20 protein-coding genes, 2 tRNA genes and 1 pseudogene are annotated in these 24,077 nt (G+C 45.7%); 8 read left to right on the top strand and 15 right to left on the bottom strand.

From position 1 onward, the window contains the following. Positions 1 to 114: 114 nt before the first annotated feature. Together aceB and V1U08_RS20145 are read right to left on the bottom strand one after the other, a co-directional pair. A complete protein-coding gene (aceB, locus tag V1U08_RS20140; protein ID WP_162889659.1) occupies positions 115 to 1,743 on the bottom strand; it encodes a malate synthase A in 1,629 nt (542 codons plus the stop codon). A 606-nt stretch (positions 1,744 to 2,349) separates the two neighbouring features. Continuing rightward, a complete protein-coding gene (locus tag V1U08_RS20145) occupies positions 2,350 to 3,255 on the bottom strand; it encodes a hydrogen peroxide-inducible genes activator (RefSeq protein ID WP_014230917.1) in 906 nt (301 codons plus the stop codon). A gap of 199 nt (positions 3,256 to 3,454) precedes the next feature. Between V1U08_RS20145 and V1U08_RS20150 the strand changes: the two genes are divergently transcribed. The 3 genes from V1U08_RS20150 to ppk2 all read left to right on the top strand — a co-directional run bounded on the left by V1U08_RS20150 (position 3,455) and on the right by ppk2 (position 5,919). Then, the gene (locus V1U08_RS20150; RefSeq protein WP_014230916.1) at positions 3,455 to 4,060 is read left to right on the top strand and encodes a peroxiredoxin C; all 606 of its coding nucleotides are present in this window, start codon (positions 3,455 to 3,457) and stop codon (positions 4,058 to 4,060) included. Between the two features lie 269 nt (positions 4,061 to 4,329). Then, on the top strand, positions 4,330 to 5,073 hold the full coding sequence (locus tag V1U08_RS20155; RefSeq protein ID WP_330471319.1) for a copper homeostasis protein CutC: 744 nt from the start codon (positions 4,330 to 4,332) through the stop codon (positions 5,071 to 5,073). A 69-nt stretch (positions 5,074 to 5,142) separates the two neighbouring features. Continuing rightward, positions 5,143 to 5,919 carry a polyphosphate kinase 2 gene (gene ppk2 / locus V1U08_RS20160; RefSeq protein WP_014230914.1) on the top strand — a complete coding sequence of 259 codons (777 nt, stop codon included), beginning with the start codon at positions 5,143 to 5,145 and terminating at the stop codon, positions 5,917 to 5,919. 58 nt (positions 5,920 to 5,977) lie between these two features. Here the strand turns inward: ppk2 and phoU are convergent, their stop codons facing one another. From phoU to V1U08_RS20180, 5 genes and pseudogenes are all read right to left on the bottom strand, one after another. Continuing rightward, entirely contained in the window at positions 5,978 to 6,676 is a 699-nt protein-coding gene (gene phoU / locus V1U08_RS20165; RefSeq protein WP_014230913.1) for a phosphate signaling complex protein PhoU, read from the bottom strand. Between the two features lie 32 nt (positions 6,677 to 6,708). Next, a complete protein-coding gene (pstB, locus tag V1U08_RS20170) occupies positions 6,709 to 7,527 on the bottom strand; it encodes a phosphate ABC transporter ATP-binding protein PstB (protein ID WP_329346875.1) in 819 nt (272 codons plus the stop codon). A gap of 2 nt (positions 7,528 to 7,529) precedes the next feature. Further along, entirely contained in the window at positions 7,530 to 8,765 is a 1,236-nt protein-coding gene (gene pstA / locus V1U08_RS20175; protein WP_412105054.1) for a phosphate ABC transporter permease PstA, read from the bottom strand. Further along, positions 8,759 to 9,203 (bottom strand): annotated as a pseudogene (locus V1U08_RS22915) (phosphate ABC transporter permease PstA); the annotation flags it as partial. The pseudogene V1U08_RS22915 and the gene pstA, both read right to left, overlap by 7 nt. A gap of 30 nt (positions 9,204 to 9,233) precedes the next feature. Next, positions 9,234 to 11,441: an ABC transporter permease subunit gene (locus tag V1U08_RS20180; RefSeq protein ID WP_330471320.1), complete on the bottom strand. Its 2,208-nt coding sequence runs from the start codon at positions 11,439 to 11,441 to the stop codon at positions 9,234 to 9,236. 210 nt (positions 11,442 to 11,651) lie between these two features. Here V1U08_RS20180 and ppk1 point away from each other — a divergent pair, with 210 nt between their 5' ends. Further along, complete coding sequence (ppk1, locus tag V1U08_RS20185; protein ID WP_020333630.1) at positions 11,652 to 13,742, top strand: polyphosphate kinase 1; 2,091 nt, start codon at positions 11,652 to 11,654, stop codon at positions 13,740 to 13,742. After that, positions 13,726 to 15,231, top strand: a complete 1,506-nt coding sequence (gene ppx / locus V1U08_RS20190; RefSeq protein ID WP_065296381.1) for an exopolyphosphatase — start codon at positions 13,726 to 13,728, stop codon at positions 15,229 to 15,231. Before ppk1 ends, ppx begins: the two co-directional genes overlap by 17 nt. A 32-nt stretch (positions 15,232 to 15,263) precedes the next feature. On the opposite strand, the gene V1U08_RS20195 is transcribed toward ppx, so the two are convergent. From V1U08_RS20195 to phoB, 3 genes are read right to left on the bottom strand one after another with little or no spacing between them, the layout of a single operon-like run. Beyond that, the gene (locus tag V1U08_RS20195) at positions 15,264 to 16,229 is read right to left on the bottom strand and encodes a PstS family phosphate ABC transporter substrate-binding protein (RefSeq protein WP_014230907.1); all 966 of its coding nucleotides are present in this window, start codon (positions 16,227 to 16,229) and stop codon (positions 15,264 to 15,266) included. Next, positions 16,229 to 17,527: a phosphate regulon sensor histidine kinase PhoR gene (phoR, locus tag V1U08_RS20200; protein ID WP_330471321.1), complete on the bottom strand. Its 1,299-nt coding sequence runs from the start codon at positions 17,525 to 17,527 to the stop codon at positions 16,229 to 16,231. Before phoR ends, V1U08_RS20195 begins: the two co-directional genes overlap by 1 nt. Before the next feature lie 40 nt (positions 17,528 to 17,567). Next, entirely contained in the window at positions 17,568 to 18,257 is a 690-nt protein-coding gene (phoB, locus tag V1U08_RS20205) for a phosphate regulon transcriptional regulator PhoB (RefSeq protein ID WP_014230905.1), read from the bottom strand. A gap of 225 nt (positions 18,258 to 18,482) precedes the next feature. Here phoB and rdgC point away from each other — a divergent pair, with 225 nt between their 5' ends. The 3 genes from rdgC to V1U08_RS20220 all read left to right on the top strand — a co-directional run bounded on the left by rdgC (position 18,483) and on the right by V1U08_RS20220 (position 21,220). Further along, a complete protein-coding gene (rdgC, locus tag V1U08_RS20210) occupies positions 18,483 to 19,397 on the top strand; it encodes a recombination-associated protein RdgC (RefSeq protein ID WP_014230903.1) in 915 nt (304 codons plus the stop codon). Between the two features lie 165 nt (positions 19,398 to 19,562). After that, positions 19,563 to 20,963 carry a prephenate-dependent tRNA uridine(34) hydroxylase TrhP gene (gene trhP, locus V1U08_RS20215; RefSeq protein ID WP_014230902.1) on the top strand — a complete coding sequence of 467 codons (1,401 nt, stop codon included), beginning with the start codon at positions 19,563 to 19,565 and terminating at the stop codon, positions 20,961 to 20,963. A 2-nt stretch (positions 20,964 to 20,965) separates the two neighbouring features. Next, a complete protein-coding gene (locus V1U08_RS20220) occupies positions 20,966 to 21,220 on the top strand; it encodes a YfhL family 4Fe-4S dicluster ferredoxin (RefSeq protein WP_014230901.1) in 255 nt (84 codons plus the stop codon). A gap of 42 nt (positions 21,221 to 21,262) precedes the next feature. On the opposite strand, the gene V1U08_RS20225 is transcribed toward V1U08_RS20220, so the two are convergent. From V1U08_RS20225 to V1U08_RS20245, 5 genes are all read right to left on the bottom strand, one after another. Then, complete coding sequence (locus tag V1U08_RS20225) at positions 21,263 to 21,571, bottom strand: hypothetical protein (RefSeq protein ID WP_014230900.1); 309 nt, start codon at positions 21,569 to 21,571, stop codon at positions 21,263 to 21,265. Positions 21,572 to 21,889: 318 nt separating this feature from the next. Beyond that, positions 21,890 to 22,726, bottom strand: a complete 837-nt coding sequence (gene mepA / locus V1U08_RS20230) for a penicillin-insensitive murein endopeptidase (protein ID WP_330471322.1) — start codon at positions 22,724 to 22,726, stop codon at positions 21,890 to 21,892. 12 nt (positions 22,727 to 22,738) lie between these two features. Beyond that, entirely contained in the window at positions 22,739 to 23,071 is a 333-nt protein-coding gene (locus V1U08_RS20235) for a DUF1904 domain-containing protein (protein ID WP_014230898.1), read from the bottom strand. Positions 23,072 to 23,777: 706 nt separating this feature from the next. Continuing rightward, positions 23,778 to 23,854, bottom strand: a tRNA-Trp gene (locus V1U08_RS20240). Positions 23,855 to 23,889: 35 nt separating this feature from the next. Beyond that, positions 23,890 to 23,966: transfer RNA gene (locus V1U08_RS20245), tRNA-Asp, on the bottom strand. Between the last annotated feature and the right edge of the window lie 111 nt (positions 23,967 to 24,077).

The following is a 24,077-nucleotide window of genomic DNA, read 5'->3' on the forward strand; positions in this document are numbered from 1 at the left end:
TAATTTGCACTTTTCGTATGTGCGTTGAGTTCTCGTTCTCAGGCAGTACATCCTTATCTGCCGTCAAATTTCTTCACGTTATTGGTTTTGTATTGTTTTCTGGTATTCGTATTCTTAGTCCAAGTAGTCATAACCTGGAATGGTTAAGAAGTTCGTTAGCTCGTCACTGGTTGTCAGCTTCGCCATCAATTGCGCAGCTTCCTCAAAGCGACCGGCTTGATAACGCTCTTCTCCGATTTCTTGTTTCACAACTTCTACTTCTTCTTTCAAGTAGGATTCGAACAGCTCTTTTGTAACTTGCTGGCCGTTATCCAGCGACTTACCATGTTGAATCCACTGCCAGATCGAAGCGCGGGAAATCTCTGCGGTAGCGGCATCTTCCATCAAGCCGTAGATTGGCACACAACCATTACCTGAAATCCAAGCTTCAATGTATTGCAGCGCAACACGGATGTTATGACGCATGCCCTGTTCTGTACGCTCGCCTTCACAAGGCTCAAGCAATTCAGCAGCGGTAATAGGCGCGTCTTCAGAGCGGCTGACTTCCAGCTGATTTGAACGCTCGCCAAGGATATTGCTGAATACTTCCATTGCAGTATCTGCCAGGCCTGGGTGAGCAACCCAAGTTCCGTCGTGGCCATTGTTCGCTTCTAATGACTTATCGTTATGAATCTTATCCAGAACCTTCTGGTTCTCTTCCTGGTCTTTTGCAGGAATGAAAGCTGCCATACCGCCCATCGCAAACGCACCGCGTTTATGACAAGTACGTACCAGTAGTCGTGAGTAAGCATTTAGGAACGGCTTATCCATCGTCACAACCTGACGGTCAGGTAGTACGCGGTCTGGGTGGTTCTTTAATGTTTTGATGTAGCTGAAAATGTAATCCCAGCGGCCACAGTTCAGACCTACGATATGCTCTTTAAGCGAGAACAGAATCTCATCCATTTCAAACACAGCAGGCAGTGTCTCGATAAGCACCGTCGCTTTGATCGTTCCGGTTTCTAGACCAAAGTATTCTTCGGTGAAATGGAACACTTCACTCCACCACTTCGCTTCGTGGTGAGATTGCAGCTTAGGAATGTAGAAGTAAGGGCCGCTGCCTTTTTGCAGTAGCGCTTTATAGTTGTTGTAGAAGTACAACGCGAAGTCAAACAGTGCGCCTGGAATGATCTGACCGTGCCACGTAACGTGTTTTTCTTTTAAATGAAGGCCGCGTACACGGCAGATCAACACCGCTGGGTCGTCTGCCAGCTGATAATGCTTACCGTTGCCAGGATTGGTGTAACTGATGGTGCCATTTACGGCATCACGCAGGTTCACCTGACCATCCAATACCTTGGTCCAAGCTGGAGACATCGAGTCTTCGAAGTCTGCCATAAATACTTTTACGTTCGCATTCAGAGCGTTAATCACCATTTTACGATCCGTTGGACCTGTGATTTCTACTCGGCGATCTTGCAGATCTTGCGGAATCCCTAAGATCTTCCAGCTTCCTTCACGAATGTCTTGTGTTTCTGGCAAAAAGTCTGGCAGTTCACCCGCATCGATGCGTGCTTGTTTTTCTTCTCGAGCTTGCAGCAGTTGTTCTACACGTCCGGCATATTTTTCACAAAGCAGTGATAAGAAGGTTTGGGCCTCTGAAGGGAAAATTGCCTGATGTTCCGGAGCAAGTGCACCAGTAACCTCAAGCATGCCTTGGGTCTGCTTCGTTGGTTGTGTTTTTTGTTCTGTCTGAGCAAGCATAATCATTCATCCTTAACGTGCTTTATCAATCTTGGGCAGTCAGCGAAAAGCTACATTTGTAAGTTACGAACAACAAACTACATCCTGAATATTTGTGTTCATCTCTTGAGGCCGTGTCTAGAGATTGCGTAAAAATGAGTGCGTTTGCAATCTAGACATAAGTCTTACCGGCCGTTAATTAAGCTATATCAACAAAGGGTTTAGAGGAACCCCCAAGATAAACAAAAGTTGAAATTCGAAGTTTTATTCGGCGCGGATCAAACGGTTGATTTTTGATGGTGTTTTGTAAGTTATTACGTAATTAAATTACATGATTTTTTTGATACAAATGTCACTTCAAACAGGTGTATGAATAGTTTGGTAGGGAGGAGATCCTTGTATTCACAAGGGTGGGCGCTAAGAATTCAAACAAAGATTAAACACTATGCATAAGTAGATGTGTAAAATTAACATTGTAAAATTTCACTATTTTATGAAATCTTCATCAAAGAAAAGCTGTAAAATTTTACAAGTCAAAGTTTACGAACAGCATAAAATGCTAAAAAGCACACCATTTACAGTGTGCTTTTGGAAGGATATCAGGACAGATTAGGCTAATACTAATAGCTAAAGCAGTTCAGAAACGACATCTGCAAGCTGATTAAAGGTGTTCGTACGTGACGAACTTGGACGCCAGACCAAACCAATTTCTCGATAGGCTTGTGTACCTGGTGGGTCGATAACCACTAAATTTTGGTTATGTAGCAGTCCGTGCTCAATGGCCATCTGAGGAATAAAAGTCGTCCCCAGACCGTTAGCCACCATTTGTACCAAGGTATGTAGACTTGTCGCCGTGAATGGATTGATTTTTTCTTTGTCCGTTAATTTACACGCAGAGACCGCATGTTCCGTGAGACAGTGTTCTTTCTCTAGAAGAAATACCGACTCATCTGGCAGATCCGCATAACGAATAGGTACCGGTACTGATGACGCTTGGCTAGCACTGATCACCATGCGGAATGGGTCTTTACCGACCACTCGGCTTTCCATTCCCTCAATTTCTACTGGTAACGCCAATATCAGCACATCCAACTCTCCATGCCTGAGGGCCTGTAACAAGTTGCTTGTGGTATCTTCTCTCAGTAGCAGGTTGAGTTGTGGGAAACGATAATTAACTTCCTGAACCAGATCACTCAGCAAAAAAGGAGCAATGGTTGGGATGCAACCGACTTTTAGCTGCCCCTGCATATCATCGCCCTGGCACATCCGTCCTAGCTCAACTAAGTCCTGTCCTTTCGCCAGCAGTTCACGACCGCGCTTCACGACCATTTCACCAGTTTGAGTGAAAACCAACGGGCTTTTTTTATCTTTCTTTTCATATAAAGGACAGCCAATCAAATCTTCTAGATTCTGAATGCCTTTACTCAGGGTAGACTGGCTGACAAAACAACGAACAGCCGCATCGCTAAAATGACGTGTTTCATGTAATGTCACCAGATAATACAGCTGCTTTAAACTAGGCCACTTATTCATAATTTTATTACTACCTACCACTACGGAAGTGATCAAGTTAAGAGTTTTGTGATTATCGCTTTTTTCGATTAACTCAATCTATTTAATTCGCTTTTTTCAATACTACAATCTGTACTATAGTTTGTCTCGATTTAATACGGACCAGGACGGCATAACTCTATTCGTCTTGGAACAAACCATACTTTTTAGGAGCAAAAAAATGGTACTAGTAGGTCGTCAAGCCCCTGATTTTACTGCTGCAGCTGTTCTAGGTAACGGTGAAATCGTTGATAACTTCAACTTTGCAGAATTCACTAAAGGTAAGAAAGCCGTTGTGTTCTTCTACCCACTAGATTTCACTTTCGTTTGCCCATCTGAGCTAATCGCATTCGACAACCGTCTAGCTGATTTCCAAGCTAAAGGCGTTGAAGTAATCGGCGTTTCTATCGATTCTCAATTCTCTCACAACGCATGGCGTAACACTGCAATCGCAGATGGCGGTATCGGTCAAGTTAAGTACCCACTAGTTGCTGACGTTAAGCACGAAATCTGTAAAGCTTACGATGTTGAGCACCCAGAAGCAGGCGTTGCTTTCCGTGGTTCTTTCCTAATCGACGAAGAAGGTACTGTACGTCATCAAGTAGTTAACGACCTACCACTAGGCCGTAACATCGACGAAATGCTACGTATGGTTGACGCTCTTAACTTCCACCAGAAGCACGGCGAAGTATGTCCTGCACAGTGGGAAGAAGGTAAAGCAGGTATGGACGCATCTCCAAAAGGTGTTGCAGCGTTCCTATCTGAGTACGCTGGTGACCTAGCGTAATCAACTAGACCTCACCCAAGCTCAACGGGTGAAATGGTTGGATATATATAAAGCAAAAGCTATAGCGGAAAACCGCAAACGCCAATCAGTCTAAGTAAAGTCTTATAAAAGCCCAGGGCATCTGCTCTGGGCTTTCTTTTTTCACTTTATAAACACAAACGAGGTAATGCCCTAGCGCTAACTTTACCTCTATTTCCCGAAGCGACCGTACAGATTCTCGCTCTTGTCCTTGTTACTATTTATCGAGAACATGCATTTGAGAAAACCACATGATTACTCAATTAGAAGTCTGTATCGACAACATTGAATCTCTCCACCATGCCATTTCTGGTGGTGCTACGCGTATTGAACTCTGCTCCTCACTTGCTTTAGGCGGACTAACCCCGAGTTGCGGTTTTATGCAGCAAGCAGCAAAGCTTTCCACGGTTCCCGTCTACGCCATGATTCGCCCACGTCAGGGAGACTTTCTCTATAACCAACAAGAAATCGAAATGATGCGTTGGGATATCGAAGCGGCATACCAGGCAGGCTTAAACGGGGTGGTTCTCGGCGTACTGACTCAAGACGGTGATATTCATATTCAGTATGCGACAGCTTTGTGTGAATTTGCGCTGGCGCTCGGATTAGGCGTTACATTCCACCGAGCTTTTGATCAGTGCCGTAACGCAGAGCAAGCTCTGGAGGATGTCATAAGCTTAGGTTGTGAGCGTATATTGACATCTGGGCTGGCACCATCAGCGCCTGCAGGCAGCGAAGTGATTAAATCATTAGTACGACAAGCAAATGGACGCATTCATATCATGGCGGGCGCTGGCATTAATTCTGATAACGTACGCGCTTTAGTAGAGAGGACTCTCGTACAAGAAGTGCACCTTTCAGGCAAGAGTACACGCCCAAGTGAGATGAACTTTATCGCCGAACAGAGCAAAATGGGCGCATCCGATGTTGATGACTTTGCGATTCCTGTTACCAGTACAGCCGCCATTGCCAGCGTGGTCTCAGCTCTCAAATAAAAGCCTAGATACCCCGACACCCGAAATTGAATGCTAACATATTGATAATCAAGGATTGAGGAATGAAGTATGTCTAAGCTGAAAAACAAGGAATACGAAAAAGAGCTCAAAAAGCTGCAAATCGAACTGGTTAAACTCCAGGAATGGGTGAAACACAAAGGATTAAAAGTCGTTGTCCTGTTCGAAGGTCGAGATGCAGCGGGAAAAGGTGGAGTCATCAAGCGAATTACCGAGAAGCTCAACCCGCGTGTATGTCGCGTCGTCGCTCTACCTGCTCCAACAGAGAAAGAAAAAACACAGTGGTATTTTCAACGTTATGTCACGCATTTGCCTTGCGCCGGGGAGATCGTCTTATTTGACCGCAGTTGGTATAACCGCGCTGGCGTTGAAAAAGTAATGGGCTTTTGCTCTGCGGATGAATACGAAGAATTCCTGCGTTCCTGTCCTGAATTTGAGCGTATGCTGCAGCGCTCAGGCATCATATTGATCAAATATTGGTTCTCCGTCTCAGATGAAGAGCAGGAGAAGCGATTCCTTGGGCGTATTAACACGCCGATAAAACGCTGGAAGTTCAGCCCGATGGATTTAGAATCCCGCCACCGCTGGGCCGAATACTCAGAAGCGAAAGATAAGATGTTTGCCTATACCGACACCAAAAACTGTCCTTGGTGGGTTGTGCCGTCCGATTCTAAAAAGAAAGCTCGGCTAAATTGCATCAGCCATCTTTTGAGTCAGATTGATTACAAATCACTTGAATATCCACCTGTTGAGCTTCCAGAGCTCAACAAAGAAGGTTACGTCAGAGCGCCAATCGACGATCAAACTTTTGTGCCAGATAAGTATTAGTCTTTCAGTTCAAATAAAAAAGACCAGCGCTATGCTGGTCTTTTTTATTTGATTTCATTTACTTCAAGACATCATCGATGCTCTGATCACCAAGGTGTCTCACATCTTTACCTTTTACGAAGTAGATGATGTATTCACAGATGTTCTGACAGCGGTCTCCCACTCGCTCAATAGCACGTGCTGACCACATCACCTGCAGAATATGTGGGATGTTTTTTGGATCTTCCATCATATAAGTCATTAACTGACGGATTACCGCTTCATATTCCGCATCGAGTTTATCATCCTGCTTGTGTACTTCGGCAGCGGCTTCCACATCCATACGTGCAAACGCATCAAGTACCTGATGCAGCATTTGAATCGCCTGACGGCAAAGTGGCTCTAACGACACCTGGAACTGGCGCTCTTTAGATGAAGGGCTTTCTATTGCGACATAAGCAATGCGCGTTGCTACATCCCCAATGCGCTCTAAATCGGTGATCGTTTTGATGATGGCCATGATTAAGCGCAAGTCTTTCGCTGTCGGCTGACGCTTGGCGATAATACGAGTGCACGCATCATCGATAGACACTTCCATCGCATTCACTTTGTGGTCATCACGCACAACCTTTCGCGCAAGCTCGATATCTTCTTTATTTAAGGCTTGAATAGCATACGACAGCTGCTGCTCAACCAAACCACCCATAGTTAAAACATGAGTACGAATCGATTCTAGCTCTACGTTAAATTGTCCTGAAATATGACGTCCAAAGTGCATAATTGTCCTTCTGTTTAATCTCGTCGCAGGCCTTAGCCGTAACGACCGGTAATGTAATCTTCAGTCTGAGTCTTGACCGGTGACGTGAAGATTGAGTCGGCATCGGAATACTCTATTAGCTTACCCATGTGAATGAATGCCGTATGGTCGCTAACTCGCGCCGCTTGCTGCATGTTGTGGGTAACAATAACCACAGTATATTGAGTTTTTAGCTCATTGATAAGCTCCTCAATAGTCAAAGTGGAGATTGGATCAAGTGCAGATGTCGGTTCATCCAATAAAAGGACTTCTGGCTCAATCGCGATCGCACGAGCGATGACCAAACGTTGCTGCTGACCGCCTGACAAACCAAATGCGTTCTCATGCAAACGGTCTTTCACTTCATCCCACAAAGCCGCTGAACGCAAAGAACGTTCAACCGCGTCATCCAAAGAGCGGCTATTCTTCACTCCTTGTAAGCGAAGTCCATAGACCACATTTTCGTAGATCGATTTAGGGAATGGATTTGGTCGCTGGAAGACCATACCAACGCGGCGTCTGAGCGTTGCTACATCAACATTAGGATGATAGACGTTCTTGCCATGCAGACGCACTTCGCCAGTGACCTTACAGCCTTCAACTAAATCGTTCATGCGGTTAATACAACGCAACAGAGTCGATTTACCACAGCCCGATGGTCCGATAAACGCCGTTACTCTGCCTTTAGGAATGCGCATTGAGATATCATGTAACGCCTGCGTTTGTCCGTAGAAAAGATTAAGTTTCTCTATTGAGATGGCTGTCTGTTCATCCGTCAGGTTATGCACGTCTAACGGCGGCTCATAACCCAATGTATTATCAAAATTAAACATACTTAATCTTGTCCTAACGTTCTGTATTTTTCACGTAAGTCATTACGAATACTGATTGCTGTTAAGTTTAGTCCGACAATCACAGTAATGAGCAGGAAAGAGGTGGCGTACACCAGCGGACGCGCTGCTTCAATATTGGAGGTCTGAAAGCCGACATCATAAATATGGAAGCCCAAGTGCATGAACTTTCGGTCTAAGTGTACATACGGAAACTGCCCATCAACGGGTAAGCTCGACGCTAACTTCACGACCCCCACCAGCATCAATGGTGCTACCTCACCCGCTGCACGAGCGATTGCCAGTATGAGTCCGGTAATAATCGCTGGCGTCGCCATCGGTAAAATCACACGCCAAAGCGTTTCAAATTGAGTTGCCCCAAGCGCTAATGAACCATGACGAACTGAGCTTGGAATCCTAGTTAATCCTTCTTCTGTCGTCACAATCACGACTGGAAGCGTTAATACGGCTAAGGTTAACGCAGACCACAACAAGCCTGGCGTACCAAAGGTCGGTGCTGGTAACTTCTCACTATAGAACAGGTTATCGATCGAACCACCGATGGTGTAAACGAAAAATCCTAAACCAAAGACGCCATAAACAATCGACGGAACACCAGCCAGGTTAATAACCGCAATCCGAATGACTCGTGTCAACGCATTGTTCTTGGCGTATTCATGCAGGTAGATCGCCGCAATCACGCCCAACGGCATGACGATGATCGACATAATGAGCACTAAGAAAACCGTGCCAAAAATTGCAGGGAAAACACCGCCTTCCGAATTAGACTCGCGCGGATCGTCCGATAAAAACTTCCAGACCTGCTTGCCCCAGTGCGCGACTTTTCCTGGCAGCGACATTTGGTTTGGATACCAGTAGTCCAGAATATCTTCGAGTGGAATCGAGACTTGTTCACCAGTCATGTCTTCGACAATCAGAGCATAGCCAGATAGCTGTAAACGAAGACCATCAAGCTGCAAGTCCAGACTCGCCAACTCTTGCTCTATTTGTTCCTTTTGCTTCTGGTTATCCGCTAAAAACGCATCGGTAATAGAGTTGTTCAGTTCATGTTTGCGCTTGTTCAGGCGCAATTGTTCCAACTGCCAGCCGAGATCCTGGAGTTGATTGACCACCAGCGAATCAATCTCATGACGCAATGTTTCCGCGTCATCTATCTTTTCGTCAAGTATCGTCCGAATATCTTTGTCATATCGCTTGTCTCCATCCTGGAAGGCAAGCATTTTGCCAAAGAAATATCCCCCACTGCTGCGTTCGATAACCGCTAACTCTTCAGGTGTGGTCGGTTCATCCAACTGCATTTGTAACACTGAAATGAAGTCCGCTGGATAAAGCTCTCGGTTGGCAATTTTAATACTCAAACGAGTGGCAAAATCCTCATCTTCATCGAGTTTCTGCGCGGCCTCATCTGGTAAGTAACTTTTGGGAACAAAGCTTCGCTCGTAAACCTGACCAATGAGTTTACTGTTTTCCTGCAGCACTTCCCCTTGCACAGGTGTCAGCGCCGCTACATTCCATTGATACAAGGGTGCAGGCCAGAAAAAGGTTAACCCTTTCCAGCCTATAAGCAGGAGCAAACCTAAAACGGAGAGCAAACTGATACTCACCGCTCCACCCGTTAGCCATATCCAAGGTGCGCCTGAACGAATCCAATTTAACACGCGATTACTCGCTCTTTGTTCAAACTACTATTACAACGCACGGTACTTATCTCTCAATCTTTGGCGGACAAACTCGGCAAGCGCATTCACCGCAAAAGTAAATAAAAACAATATTAATGCTGCAAGGAACAGCAGGCGGAAATGCGTACTGCCTACTTCTGATTCTGACAACTCAACCGCAATCGTTGCCGACAAGCTGCGCATTCCCTCTAAGATGTTCCAATCCATTAGCGGTGTGTTGCCCGTCGCCATTAGCACGATCATGGTTTCACCTACAGCACGCCCTAATCCCATCATAATGGCAGAGAAAATACCGGGACTCGCTGTCAGCAGAACCACATAAATCAGGGTCTGCCATGGTGTCGCTCCCAAGGCTAAAGAGCCATCCGACAAGTGCTTTGGCACCGAGAAAATCGCATCCTCAGCAATAGTGAAAATCGTTGGTATAACCGCAAACCCCATCGCAAGCCCGACGACCAATGCATTACGCTGATCAAAACCAACACCATGCTCCGTCAAGAACAAGCGCATATCACCACCGAAGAAACTCTGCTCGATAGTTGGAGATAGCCATACTCCCAATACAATCAGCACTAACAATACCGGCATCAGTACTAAAGCATGCCAACCATTTGGCAGCCTGTTTCTTAGCGACTGTGGGAGTAAAGCCCAAAGCCCACCCATGATCATAGTACTCAGCGGCAATATAAAGAGCATCACCACAACCGTAATCAAATGGTCTTCGACAATTGGAGCAAACCAGAGTCCGGCAAGGAAACCGATAATCACGGTCGGAAGCGCTTCCATTAGTTCTATCGACGGCTTAACCACTCTTCGCATGCGCGGTGACATAAAGTAAGCGGTATAAATTGCCCCTAATACCGCCAGCGGCACTGAGAACAACATGGCAAACATCGCAGCCTTAATTGTACCAAACGCGATTGGCACCAGGCTGAACTTCGCTTCAAAGTCATCACTTGCCGACGTAGATTGCCAGACAAATTCCGGTTCGGGATACCCTTCATACCACACCTCTTGCCACAGAGAAGAGAGCGACACTTCCGGATATGGGTTGTCTACAACGGCAATATCAAGCTCATCATCTTGCCAAGTAATTAAGTAACGTTCATTACTCGACATAGCGGCTAAAGCGGGCGCTTGCTGGTAGGCGCGCTTAAATAACACCAATTTTTCACTGGTGGTGTAATGACTTTGCACGGTGCCATTGGTGTAAAAGCTATAGAACCCTTTGCGGTGAGAGTCTGGCAACAAATACTTGAGCTCTGAAGCCAGCTTAAAACTACGAATGTAAGTCAGCGTTCGATTGTCTCCCTGAAGCGTATCGAACCATTGAGAAACCGTGCCATCATTATGGGTGACAAGCAGAGAATAGGCGCCAGATAACAAATCGATATTTCGTACCGAATGCTTGCTATCGCCTTGTGTCAGGTCAATGACCTCACGTACTACAAACGTGAACTTTTCTTTCTTCAAAATGATCAGCTCTGAACCATCTCGCAGATACAGCGTCTCACCTCCTGGGGTTAGCAAGATTTGATCGGGAGAGTTGAAGCCGGCAGAAAAGGTAAAATCAATCGTAGTTGGCTCGTCACCCAACAAAGAAGATGAGAACTGCCAACGCGCGTGAACCTGACCACTTTGTGTTTGCCAGACAATCGTTGGTGCTTGTTCGGAAGCACTGAAAGCAAACTGAACCACTGGATCGGAGGCGTCGGTTAAAGCCAGATTCATACTGGTGTGGAACGCGACGATCTCTGGTGGACGCGCATTCTCTTTTAAAGTCGCATTAAACTCAGGTTTGAATATATGTGCTTGCCCTTCTTCATCGACCAGACCGTACCAACCTCGGCCCGGCGCTGATTGAGAAAAAGAATTAGGATGGGTGACGAGTTTCTTCGAATACACTGGAGACGATGCACTCTCATCCATCGAGAGGAATTGAGCCACACCATCATCGGAAAGAACAAAAGCCAGTTGGGCATAATCATCAACAGAAATCGCTAACGGCTTACCTACCTGAACGCTTCTGGACGCTTGATTTGTCTCTATTTTCGCATCCGAAAACAGAGGAATAATAACCATAGCGAGATAAACAAAAATCAAAATCAGCGCAGCCAGTACGCCCACTCCACCTGTCGTCACTGCAAGCCTGACCAAACGATCTTTAATCAGTCGCTTCTTATCTTTTTCCTGCAATGAAAACTCGGCTTGTGCCATTTATCTCTCTACCTTTTTTTACTCAGTACCAGAATATGTCTTTTAGATGACAATTATATTACAGATCACATTAACCAACTGAAAAGAAAACAACTCTGGAACCCAACAAGCATGTTGAAATAAAACTGTAACAAAAATCTCATAATGTTCTCATTCAACTATATTTTCCTTGATGAATATGCAAATTTCACCTTTTGGCTAGGTAAGATAATGAGCACTGAAAAACTATATGTAGAAAAAGAGCTTAGTTGGTTGTCTTTTAATGAACGAGTATTGCAAGAAGCCGCAGACAAAACGGTTCCATTAATCGAGCGAATTCGATTTCTGGGGATCTTTTCCAACAACCTTGATGAATTCTATAAAGTCCGTTTTGCGGACGTAAAACGCAGAATCTTAATCAATCAGGAGCGTGGAGGAAATGACAGTTCCAAACGCCTGCTATCAAGGATGCAAGCGAAAGCCTTCAAGCTTAACGAAAAATTCGACGAACTTTACAGTGAATTAATACGAGAAATGGCTCGACGTCGCATTTTCTTGGTGAACGAACAGCAACTTGATGAAGTGCAACAAAAGTGGATAACCAAATACTTCCGTAACGAAGTTATGCCACATATTACGCCGCTTCTGATGAAAGACGAAATCGACGTCCTGCAATTCCTCAAGGACGAATACGCTTATATCGCCGTAGAGTTGCGCAAAGAACAACACTCGCAGTACGCACTGATCGAAATTCCAACCGATCACTTGCCTCGCTTCGTGATGGTTCCTGAGCAAAAAGGCAAACGCCGTAAGACCATCATTTTACTCGATAACATTATTCGCTACTGCTTAGACGAACTGTTTAAGGGCTTCTTCGACTATGACGAGTTGAGTGGCTATGCCATGAAGATGACACGGGATGCGGAGTATGACTTACGTAATGAGATCGAATACAGCTTGCTGGAACAGATGTCAGAAGGTGTGAACCAGCGCCTTACTGCAATGCCAGTGCGTTTTGTTTATGAGCGGGAAATGCCGCAGAATATGCTCGACTTTTTGTGCAGTAAGATGAGAATTTCGAGCTACGATAACCTTATTCCTGGCAGCCGTTACCAGAACTTCAAAGACTTTATATCCTTCCCTAACGTTGGACGTGACTACTTAGAAAACAAACCTATGCCGCCAATGAAGTGTGCTGATTTCGAAGGTTATCCCAACAGTTTCGAGGCGATTAAAGCCAAAGATATTCTGCTTTACTACCCGTATCATACTTTCGACCACATCACGGAACTGGTTCGCCAAGCGTCGTTCGACCCGAAAGTCATTGGAATCAAAATCAATGTGTATCGAGTCGCTAAAGATTCACGATTAATGAACTCATTGATCGACGCCGTACATAACGGAAAGAACGTCACGGTGGTTGTTGAGCTGCAGGCACGCTTTGACGAAGAAGCAAATATTGAATGGTCTAAAGTGCTCACAGAAGCAGGCGTGCACGTTATCTTTGGTGCTCCGGGCCTGAAGATACACTCTAAGTTACTGCTCATCAGCCGTCGTGAAGATGACGACATCGTTCGCTATGCACACATCGGTACGGGTAACTTCCACGAAAAAACGGCGCGAATTTATACCGACTTCGCGCTACTTACCGCTGACCAAGAACTCACCACAGAAGTTCGTAATGTCTTTGGTTATATAGAGAACCCGTATCGTCCGGTAAAATTCAATCATCTGATGGTGTCTCCACGAAACTCGCGTTCACAAATTTATCGTCTCATCGATGGTGAAATCGCCAATGCAAAAGCAGGGAAAAAAGCCAGCCTGACGATCAAAATTAACAACCTAGTCGACAAGGGCATCGTCACCCGACTTTATGCGGCAAGTAATGCTGGCGTAAAAATAAATATGATCATTCGTGGCATGTGTTCTCTGGTACCGGGGCTCGAAGGAGTGAGTGAGAATATCCGTATCATCAGTATCGTGGACCGCTTTCTGGAACACCCAAGGGTGATCATCGCCCACAACGATGGCGATCCTCAGGTTTACATCTCGTCGGCAGACTGGATGACTCGTAACATCGATCACCGCATCGAGGTCACGACCCCAATCCGCGATCCTCGCTTGAAGCAAAGAATTATTGATATAATTAACATTCACTTTACTGATACCGTAAAGGCACGCTTGATAGATAAAGAGATGAGCAATAGCTACGTACCTCGCGGTAACCGCAAAAAAGTTCGCTCACAAGTTGCCATCTATGACTATCTTAAAAATATAGAAAAGCAAACCAGAAGACAAAGGCCAGATGTCTCAGATACTTGAACAAGATGAACGTTATATTGCCGCGATTGATCTCGGCTCGAATAGTTTCCACATGGTGGTGGCAAAAGTTGTCGGTACTGACCTGCAATTAGTCAGCCGCCACAAACAACGAGTTCGTATGGCTTCGGGCCTGGACAGTGAGCTGAACTTAAGCCATGCATCGATGGAGCGCGCTCTTGAGTGCCTGGCTATGTTTGCCGAACGTCTGCAAGGCTTTGACGAGTCTAACGTGCGCATTGCCGCGACGCATACGCTTAGAAGAGCCAAAAACGCACACTTGTTTATCAACCGCGCCAAAGAGGTGATGCCGTTCCCGATTGAAATCATCCCGGGAGAAGAAGAAGCACGCCTGATTTATTTAGGCGTGGCACATACTCAGGTCGAGTCAAATTCTAAACTCGTTGTTGATATCGGTGGCGGCAGTACCGAGATGATCATCGGTCAGGGCTTTGAACCTGAGCTGCTCAACAGTAAACAAATGGGCTGTGTCAGCTTTACTGAACAGTTCTTCAAAAACGGTAAGTTATCGGGGAAAAACTTTAGCAAAGCCATGCTGGCTGCTGAGCAAAAGCTCGAATCTATCGCGAGTAAGTATCGCAAAAAAGGCTGGGACATTGCGCTTGGTTCATCGGGTACGATAAAAGCCATTCAAGAAGTCTTGATTGGTCTGGGCTATGAAGACGGCCTAATTACGTTAAAACGCCTCAACAAGCTTATTGAGGCTTTATGCGCCTTTTCCTCCATTGATGACATTGAACTCACCGGATTAACTGACGAGCGTAAGCCCGTTTTTGCAGCTGGTGTCGCGATTCTTACCGCCATTTTTCAGGCATTAAAAATCGAACAGATGTTCTTTTCCGATGGGGCACTAAGAGAAGGATTGTTGTATGAGATGGAAGAGCGCTTTGCCCGCTCTGACATTCGCATGCGCACCACTGAAAACTTAGCTCAGAAACATCGCGTTGACCTTGAACATGCGGCACGCGTTAAAGGCCATGCCAGAGACATGTTAGAGCACGTTCATTCCGAGCTGGGTATTAAGAAGAAAAGCGATCTGTTTGACTTATTAGAGTGGGCAGCACTACTACACGAAGTCGGCCTGAGCATTAACTTACGCAGTTTTCATCGCCATTCATTCTATATCCTCTTGCACTCAACACTGCAGGGCTTTAACCGAGAGCAGCAGTTGGTGTTAGCAACGCTGGCTCGCTTTCAGCGCAAAGCTTTAAAGCTCAATGAATTGCCTGAGTTTAATCTGTACAAACAAAGTGATGTGCTTAGCTTGATTAAAATCCTGCGGATTTCGATCGTGCTAAATGGCCAACGCAACGACGAGCCACTACCCGACATCACTCTGTCGATCAAAGATGATGTCTGGACGTTAACCTGTACGGATGAAGAGTGGCTGGAAAACAACAAGTTGCTTCATGCAGACTTACAAGAAGAGCAACAGCGTTGGGAAAACGCGAAGTGGGTACTCACCTTTTAAAATAAAGCAAAGTTCATCACTAAAAAGTCGGCTTATAAGCCGACTTTTTTTAACTCTTCTTTTGCAAAATCAGCCGTGATTGGCACGTAACCATCTTTCTCAACTAGCGCCTGCCCTTGAGCAGAGAAGATAAACCGGATGAATTCTGCTTCGATAGGTGAGAGCGGGAAATCCGGATGCTTGTTTACGTAGACATAGAGAAAGCGCGAAAGTGGGTACTTACCCGTCACGATGTTATCCCGAGTTGGACTGATGTAGTCTGTGCCCGTTTTAGCGATAGGTATCAGGCGTACTCCCGATACTCGGTATCCAACACCAGAATAACCGACGCCACTTATTGTGGATGCCACAGACTGCACTACAGAAGCAGAACCTGGCTGCTCATTAACACGGGTTTTAAAGTCACCACCACACAAGGCGTTACTTTTAAAGTAGCCATAAGTACCCGACACCGAGTTACGACCAAATAATTGCACATTCCGTTTGGCCCATTCGGCCTGTACTCCGAGTTGTTGCCAGTTAGTGATGAATTGGCTTTCACCACAACGCAACGTTGCTGAAAACATCGCATCCAGCTGCTTAAAGTTCAGCCCCGATATTGGGTTATCCTGATGGACAAAGATACCAATAGCGTCAATCGCAACACGCAAAGCCGTCGGCTTGTAACCGTGCCCACTTTCAAACGCTTCGATTTCTCTTAAGCGCATGGGACGACTCATCGGTCCGAACTGAGCGGTTTGTTCTGCTAATGCGGGGGGCGCAGTTGACGATCCTGAAGCTTGAACCTGGGCATTAATGTTTGGATAAATGGACTTGAACTCTTCGACCCAAAGCGTCGTCATGCCCGCTAACGTATCGGATCCAACAGACAGCAAATTGCCGACAATACCCGTTGTTTTCTGGTAACTAGGCAACGGCTTATCTTTTGCTAAAGACGCACCTGAGCTCATCAATGCAATTAGCGCCACAAGTACTGATTTACTCACTCGGTATACCATTACTTCGCCACCAAACGGCCAGGAAGTACAAACGAGAATTTACTCCCTACGCCGACCTCACTCTGGATTTCTAAATGAGAATCATGATGGCTGAGAGCGTGTTTCACAATCGCCAAGCCCAGACCACTGCCACCCGTATCACGCGATCGAGCCTTGTCTACACGATAAAAACGTTCCGTCAGTCGGTGTAAGTGTTGAGGCTCGATACCATCACCACTGTCTTCCACTTCCAGACAGGCTCCTTGTGCATTCTGATACCAACGCACATTAATACTGGCGCCTGGAGGGGTATATTTCACGGCGTTATACACTAAGTTAGAAATCGCACTGCGAAGCTGGTCGTCATCCCCGAACACGCGCAGGCTTTCATCTACATCGAACTTCAGTTTATGATGATCGTCGCCACTTAAGCTTGCCGCTTCTTTTTCCAGTACTTCGAGCATTGCAGGAACATTGACGATATCTTCTAGTTCATGCATCGGTGCTGCTTCGATTTTCGATAACGTTAGTAATTGATTAACCAATGCGTTCATGCGGTTAAGCTGTTCCGTCATAACACCGTGAGCTTTGGTCCACATTGGACCTACGATCATATCTGGATCTTCAGTCATCTCCAGATAACCTTGCAGAACCGTCATTGGCGTGCGCAGTTCATGAGAAACATTGGCAAAAAAGTTGCGGCGCATGCCTTCCAGTTGTTTTAACTGACTGACGTCACGCACAACCATCAGGTGCTCGCCTTCAGTGTAAGGTACGATACGCAGCTCTAGCATACGCTCCACATTGATAGGTGAACGCATTTCTAGAGGGTCAGAGAAATCTTGTTTATTGAGGTACTTAATGAAGTCGGGCGTGCGAATCAGGTTTGAAATCGGTTGACCGGAATCTTCTGGCCAGTGAAAACCCAAAAGGTGCTGTGCAAGTTTGTTACACCAGACAATATTACCTTCCGCACGGAATACCACCACAGCATCCGGCAGTGATTCTGCACCATTTCTAAAACGACGAATGAGGTTGGTTAGCTCTTTGCGCTTACGGCGTTGACGTTGTTGCAAACGGTATAAGCCATTAAAGAGCGACTCCCAATTGCCACTACCAGAAGGAGGCGTAAGACGCTTTTCGTCCCATAACCAAGAGGACAACCGAACTTGATTATGTAAATGCCACACAAGCTGCAACGCCGTCGCTGCTAATAGCAACCACGGCATATAACCGAATATCCAACCTACTATCACCCAGGGGGTGTAAAAAAAAGCCAGCTCCCAGGCCAGCTTTTTCCACGTTAATCTTTCAACCACTCATTACTCCAAAAATGGGACCGATCAGCTGACTACCAACTTATGCCTTAGTCGAGAAACGGTAACCCGCCCCACGAACCGTTTGAATCAATTTATCATGGCCTGCGGCTTCTAAAGCTTTACGTAGACGACGGATGTGCACATCAACCGTACGATCTTCAACATACACGTTAGTACCCCATACGTTGTTCAGTAGCTGCTCACGACTGTAAACACGCTCTTGGTGTGTCATGAAGAAATGCAACATTTTGAATTCAGTCGGACCCATATCAACAGCACCGTCATTAGCAGTCACACGGTGTGATACAGGATCAAGCTTCAAGCCTTGTACGTCAATTACGTCTTCTAGTGCAGTTGGAGTGACACGGCGGATGACAGCTTTCAAACGAGCGACCAGCTCTTTAGGCGAGAAAGGCTTGGTGATGTAATCATCTGCGCCCACTTCTAAACCACGAACCTTGTCTTCTTCTTCGCCACGCGCCGTCAGCATGACTACAGGAATATTGCGCGTCAGCTCTTCACGTTTCATGTGCTTGATAAAGTTAATACCGCTACCGCCAGGTAGCATCCAATCCAGTAAAACTAAATCAGGGAAGGGTTCAGCCAGTTTGGTTACTGCAGTGTCGTAATCTTCTGCTTCCACCGCTTGGTAACCTTTCTGTTCAAGTACGAAGCAGAGCATTTCACGAATCGGAGCTTCGTCTTCAACAACCAGAATCCTTCTAGACATAATTGAATAACCTTATGTTTGTTGAGCTAATGAATTTTAAGAGACAAAGCGCCCCTCGATGCATAAGCATTATCACTACCAATTATGACACTTTTGTGACCTTTGAAAACAAATTTTCATATAACTTTCTTTTGGGGTTCATCCTGATATTTTTCATTTCTATTAAGACATCAGCAAAAAAATTCCCTATGATTAGTCCCTTGTCATCAAGCCTAGAGAAGATTTATGTGGTTTAAAAACTGTCTGGTATACCGCGTTAACCGCGAGATTAACTTCAATGCAGATCAACTAGAAACTCAACTTGCTGAGTTTCAATTCACCCCTTGTGGCAGCCAGGATAAGCAGAAGTTTGGCTGGGTCAGCGCAATGGGTAGACATGGCGACATGATGACTCACGTATCAGAAAACCGCATTCTGATTTGCGCCAAGAAAGAAGAAAAGATGCTGCCAGCATCTGTGATCAAAGATTCTTTGAATGCGAAAGTAGAGGCGATGGAAGCGCAAGAAGGTCGCCCGCTAAAGAAAAAAGAGAAAGACAACCTCAAAGATGACATCGTGATGGATTTACTGCCTCGCGCATTCAGCCGCAGCAGCCATACCTATGTGTTAATCATGCCAAAGGAAGGTTTTATTCTTGTTGATGCGAGTAGCTACAAGAAAGCAGAGGATGTTCTTGCACTGCTACGTAAAACCATGGGCAGCTTGCCAGTTGTTCCTGCTATTCCAGAAGTAGCAATTGAAACAACATTGACTGAATGGGTGAAAACCGGTGATACGCCACAAGGCATCACTATGATGGACGAGGCAGAGCTGAAATCCGTATTAGAAGAAGGCGGCGTGATCCGTTGTAAGAAACAAGAGCTAACCACGGATGAAATCCGTAATCACATCGCAGCCGACAAAGTGGTCACTAAGCTTGCACTTAACTGGCAAGATCGAATCGAATTCATCATGGCAGAAGATTCAGGCATCAAACGTCTGAAGTTCTCCGATGAGTTGAAAGACCAAAATGATGACATCCCACGTGAAGATCAAGCCGCTCGATTCGATGCCGACTTTTCACTGATGTGCGGTGAATTCAGTGCGTTCCTACCAAGTCTGTATGACGCATTAGGCGGGCTACCAAACCCGAACGCCTAAAATAACCCTACTTTTCACTCGCTACGCCCCTACTTTTTATGGGGCGTTTGTTCACCAAAAGCACAATTCCCCTAGTCACAGTTCACATTTTGACGTAAAATTTGCGCCCCATTTCCATAAGGTGGAATTGGCCTGACTTGTGATCAGATATAAGAGAATTGAGCAATGACAACTGAGAAAGCATTCGTACCCGAGCTACTGTCTCCTGCGGGCAGCCTTAAAAACATGCGTTACGCGTTCGCCTATGGCGCTGATGCTGTATACGCTGGCCAACCTCGCTACAGCCTTCGTGTACGTAATAACGAGTTTAACCACGACAACCTAAAAATCGGTATTGATGAAGCGCATGCCCTAGGCAAAAAGCTTTACGTGGTATGTAACATTCAGCCGCACAACTCGAAGCTAAAAACTTTCATTCGCGATCTAAAACCAGTCGTAGAAATGGGCCCAGATGCACTCATCATGTCTGATCCTGGTCTAATTATGATGGTTCGTGAAGCTTTCCCTGAAATGCCAATTCACCTTTCAGTTCAGGCTAACGCAGTTAACTGGGCAACGGTTAAGTTTTGGGCAGCAAACGGCGTAGAACGCGTAATTGTATCTCGTGAGCTTTCTCTGGAAGAAATCGAAGAAATTCGTGAGCACTGCCCTGAAACTGAACTCGAAGTATTCGTGCACGGCGCGCTATGTATGGCTTACTCTGGCCGTTGTCTACTTTCTGGTTACATCAACAAACGTGATCCGAACCAAGGCACTTGCACTAACGCATGTCGTTGGGAGTACAAAGTTGAAGAAGGCAAAGAAAACGACACTGGCGATATCGTTGAGAAATTTGATCCGTCTGAAGCGCAGCCTGTAGAAGTTCAAGACGAACGCCCTGAAACCACGATCGGTCGTGGTAAACCAACTGACGAAGTGGTTCTTCTTTCTGAAGCTCACCGCCCAGAAGAAAAAATGGCCGCTTACGAAGACGAGCACGGCACTTACATCATGAACTCTAAAGACCTTCGTGCAATCCAGCACGTTGAGCGTCTGACTAAGATGGGAGTTCATTCTCTTAAGATTGAAGGCCGTACTAAATCGTTCTACTACTGCGCTCGTACCGCTCAGGTTTACCGTAAAGCCATCGATGATGCTGTCGCAGGCAAACCATTCGATGAAAGCCTAATGGGCACGCTAGAAAGCCTGGCTCACCGCGGCTACACAGAAGGCTTCCTTCGCCGTCATACTCATGACACATACCAAAACTACGACTACGGCTACTCAGTGTCTGATGCTCAGCAGTTCGTTGGTGAGTTTACAGGTAAGCGTCGTGGCGACATGGCTGAAGTAGAAGTGAAGAACAAGTTCCTTGTTGGTGATAGCCTTGAGCTAATGACGCCAAAAGGTAACGTTGTTTTCACTCTGGAAGCAATGGAAAACCGTAAGTCACAATCAATCGAAGACGCAAAAGGTAACGGCCACTTTGTATTTATCCCAGTACCAGAAGATATGGACTTAGAATACGGCCTGTTAATGCGTAACCTAAACTCTGGTCAGGATACCCGTAACCCAACTGGTAAGTAATCATGGCATTACTCATTACAGATAAATGCATTAACTGTGACATGTGTGATCCAGAATGCCCAAACGGCGCGATCAGCATGGGAGACAGTATCTTCGAAATCGACCCGGATTTATGCACTGAGTGTAAGGGTCATTATGATAAGCCGACGTGTCAGTCAGTTTGTCCTATAACAAAATGCATTATCACCGATCCGAATCACGTTGAAACAGAAGAGCAATTGCTAGAGAAGTTCGTGATTATCCAAGGGTTGGCATAAATCAATAAGGTTCAACTTTGCTCTCAAAGTTGAACCTTAATTTTAGCCCGATTTTTCGATGGGATAGATATTGCAGAATAACTCTTTCTCAAAATGATACTCTAGCCTCTCACGCCAGTTTTCCGCTTGAGATACCGGAACTAAATAGAAATTCTCTCGGCTCGTATCGGTAACGAAAGCCATCCCGTATTGCATCAGTTCGTAATGCACATCATTAACAAACCCCGGATCAAGACGCTGACGCCCTGTCAGGTGATTCAAATCCTCTCGAGTCAAGAAGACTCCCTTGGTCTCACTGCTAAATCTGTGTCTTAACCACTCTGCAAACTCTTTTGCACAAATCATAGTCATGGTTTTATCCTTGATTAACTCTATTGGTGGGTAACACCACTAGGCCCACCTCAATACAATTGTCTGCGTTGCTATTTTTCGTTTTACCAGCGACAGACATATTGAACAGAAATCAGAGTATCGCGACAAAAGAACTTAAAAAAACAGAGGTACTAGTAAAATCCATAACCCTTTGTTTATTCGAGATTCCTATAACATGCCACCCAAACTAATTAGGTTAATTTTTGTATTCGTATTATTCACTGTAGACAAAAGTATGATGTTTCTCCAGTTTCATAACGGAGATTCGCTCAAGGTCATAAGAAGCTAAGCAGTCTTTTAATTAGTGCGAATAAGTGGCTGACATTGCGATGGAATCACTTTCTCACGTTTTGGCTTTACCACCACATTTTTAGCCGAAGGTTTTGCAGGCACTACCGCTTTAGGTTTCCAGCTCGCTAACTCATAGCCACAACCATCGCCAGCTGGCGGAGGAGCTTGGTCAACGCAGTTTAGACTGGAGTCCGGGCAAGATAATCTGACATGAAAGTGATAGTGGTGCCCCCACCAAGGGCGAACCTTGCGCAGCCAAGAGCGATCTTTACCCTCTTCCTGCGAACATAGTTGCTCTTTAATGACAGGGTGTACAAAGATACGTGCAACGCCTTTACTCTGAGCCGCATAACGAATAAGTTCAAAATGTCGTTCATCCCAGCGATGATCAAGTATCGAGTACCCTTGAAGGTCTACCACACTCATTGGCTTGGGAAGTTGTAATTCATTGTAAGAAAGCGGCTGGTCGGCTAACCGAAGCCATATATCAATATCTAAGCCAGTTTGATGGCTAGAGTGGCCAGAAGAGAAACGCCCTCCTCGAGGTAGCGATAAATCACCGATCAACAAATTAGTGCTTAACTCTTTATTCGCTTTCAAGGCAAGGCTTTCAATAAATGAGATCGTGTTAGGATGACCATAGTAGCGGTTCGTTCTACTGCGCAGGACTTGATACCCAGTTCCCTCTAGAGGTAAGGGATAGGCACCATCCAAACAGCCATTAGCATAGCTGCCTATAGCAGAAGAGGAATTATGAGTGGGAGTCGACACCCGCTCCCACGGAGTTGCATATAGTGATGCTGAGAAAATCAAACTCAAACAGGAAAAAACTCTCAGCTTCATGGAACTCACTCCTTAATAGTGCTCACCATTATCATAGTAAGCCTTAGGAGAGAGTGCTGTAAATATCACTGCGACATCAATATCTTCACCCACGATACCTCTGACTTGCTGAGTAATGGTTTTAGCAACTTTATCCTGAACATTCTGGCCACGGTCAAACCAAAGGACTTCTACAAAAGGGTATGCCGCGCTAACTTCTCCCTCACTAAAAAACGTCGTATAGATGTATTCAAAAGTAAAGTCCTCACGTGGACATTCCATCAGAGGTTGCAGTTCATCAGTGAGTGGTTTTGATAGAGCCTGAACCGTTTGAGGCTCTACAGCACGAAATCGAAAATGTGGCATAAACGTACTTTCCATTATTAGAATTAAGCCGTGATCATAACAAGAAGTCCGTTTTTTATCACCCGGCACACACTATGGTCTCATTCAAGCTCCAAGTAGAGCAAGGAATAGACTAAGTTTAGAACTATTTAGGTAAAGGGGAAATGAAACCACCGTGGTATCGATAGTATGGAGAAGAACAAAAAGAAGAAAGGTTGAGATTAAACCGCTAGGACACGATCGGTAATATCTGGTTCAGCTAGTCGGGAAATAGTGCTCTGACAATAGCTATATTCGACATCCCAGTAAGTGACTCTACATCCCCAACCTACAAACGTAAAAAGCCCAGTCTTTAGCCGGGGACGCCCAGCCAGAGGCTCTTAATAATAGCAGTGAGGGAGATTCGATGGGACTTGCCTCCAAGCTCCCAACACGCGCTGATCTTTTGGTATTAGCGGAATCCGCTGCTCTGCCAATTAGAGCGACTCTACAATCTCCAAACTACAGATGCAAAAAAGCCCCGTTCTTTCGACGGGAGCACCTAGTCTGAGGCTTCTTAATAATGGCAGGGGTGGAGAGATTCGATGGGACTTGCCTCCAAGCTCCCAACATGCGCTGATCTTTTGGTATTAGCGGAATCCGCTGCTCTGCCAATTGGAGCGACTCTACAATCTCCAAACTACAGATGCAAAAAAGCCCCGTTCTTTCGAACGAGGCTTCTTAATAATGGCAGGGGTGGAGAGATTCGAACTCCCAACACGCGGATTTGGAATCCGCTGCTCTGCCAATTGGAGCTACACCCCTGCAGTTCGTGTTTAATGAGACGACTCTCAAATAAGTGGCGGAGTGGACGGGACTCGAACCCGCGACCCCCGGCGTGACAGGCCGGTATTCTAACCAACTGAACTACCACTCCGCAGTGGTATCATCCGCTTTAAAGCGAACGTCCAAAATTTAAAGCCTGGCGATGTCCTACTCTCACATGGGGAAACCCCACACTACCATCGGCGCTATTTCGTTTCACTTC

It is taken from the genome of Vibrio sp. YYF0003, assembly GCF_036350715.1.
Lineage (GTDB): Bacteria > Pseudomonadota > Gammaproteobacteria > Enterobacterales > Vibrionaceae > Vibrio > Vibrio natriegens.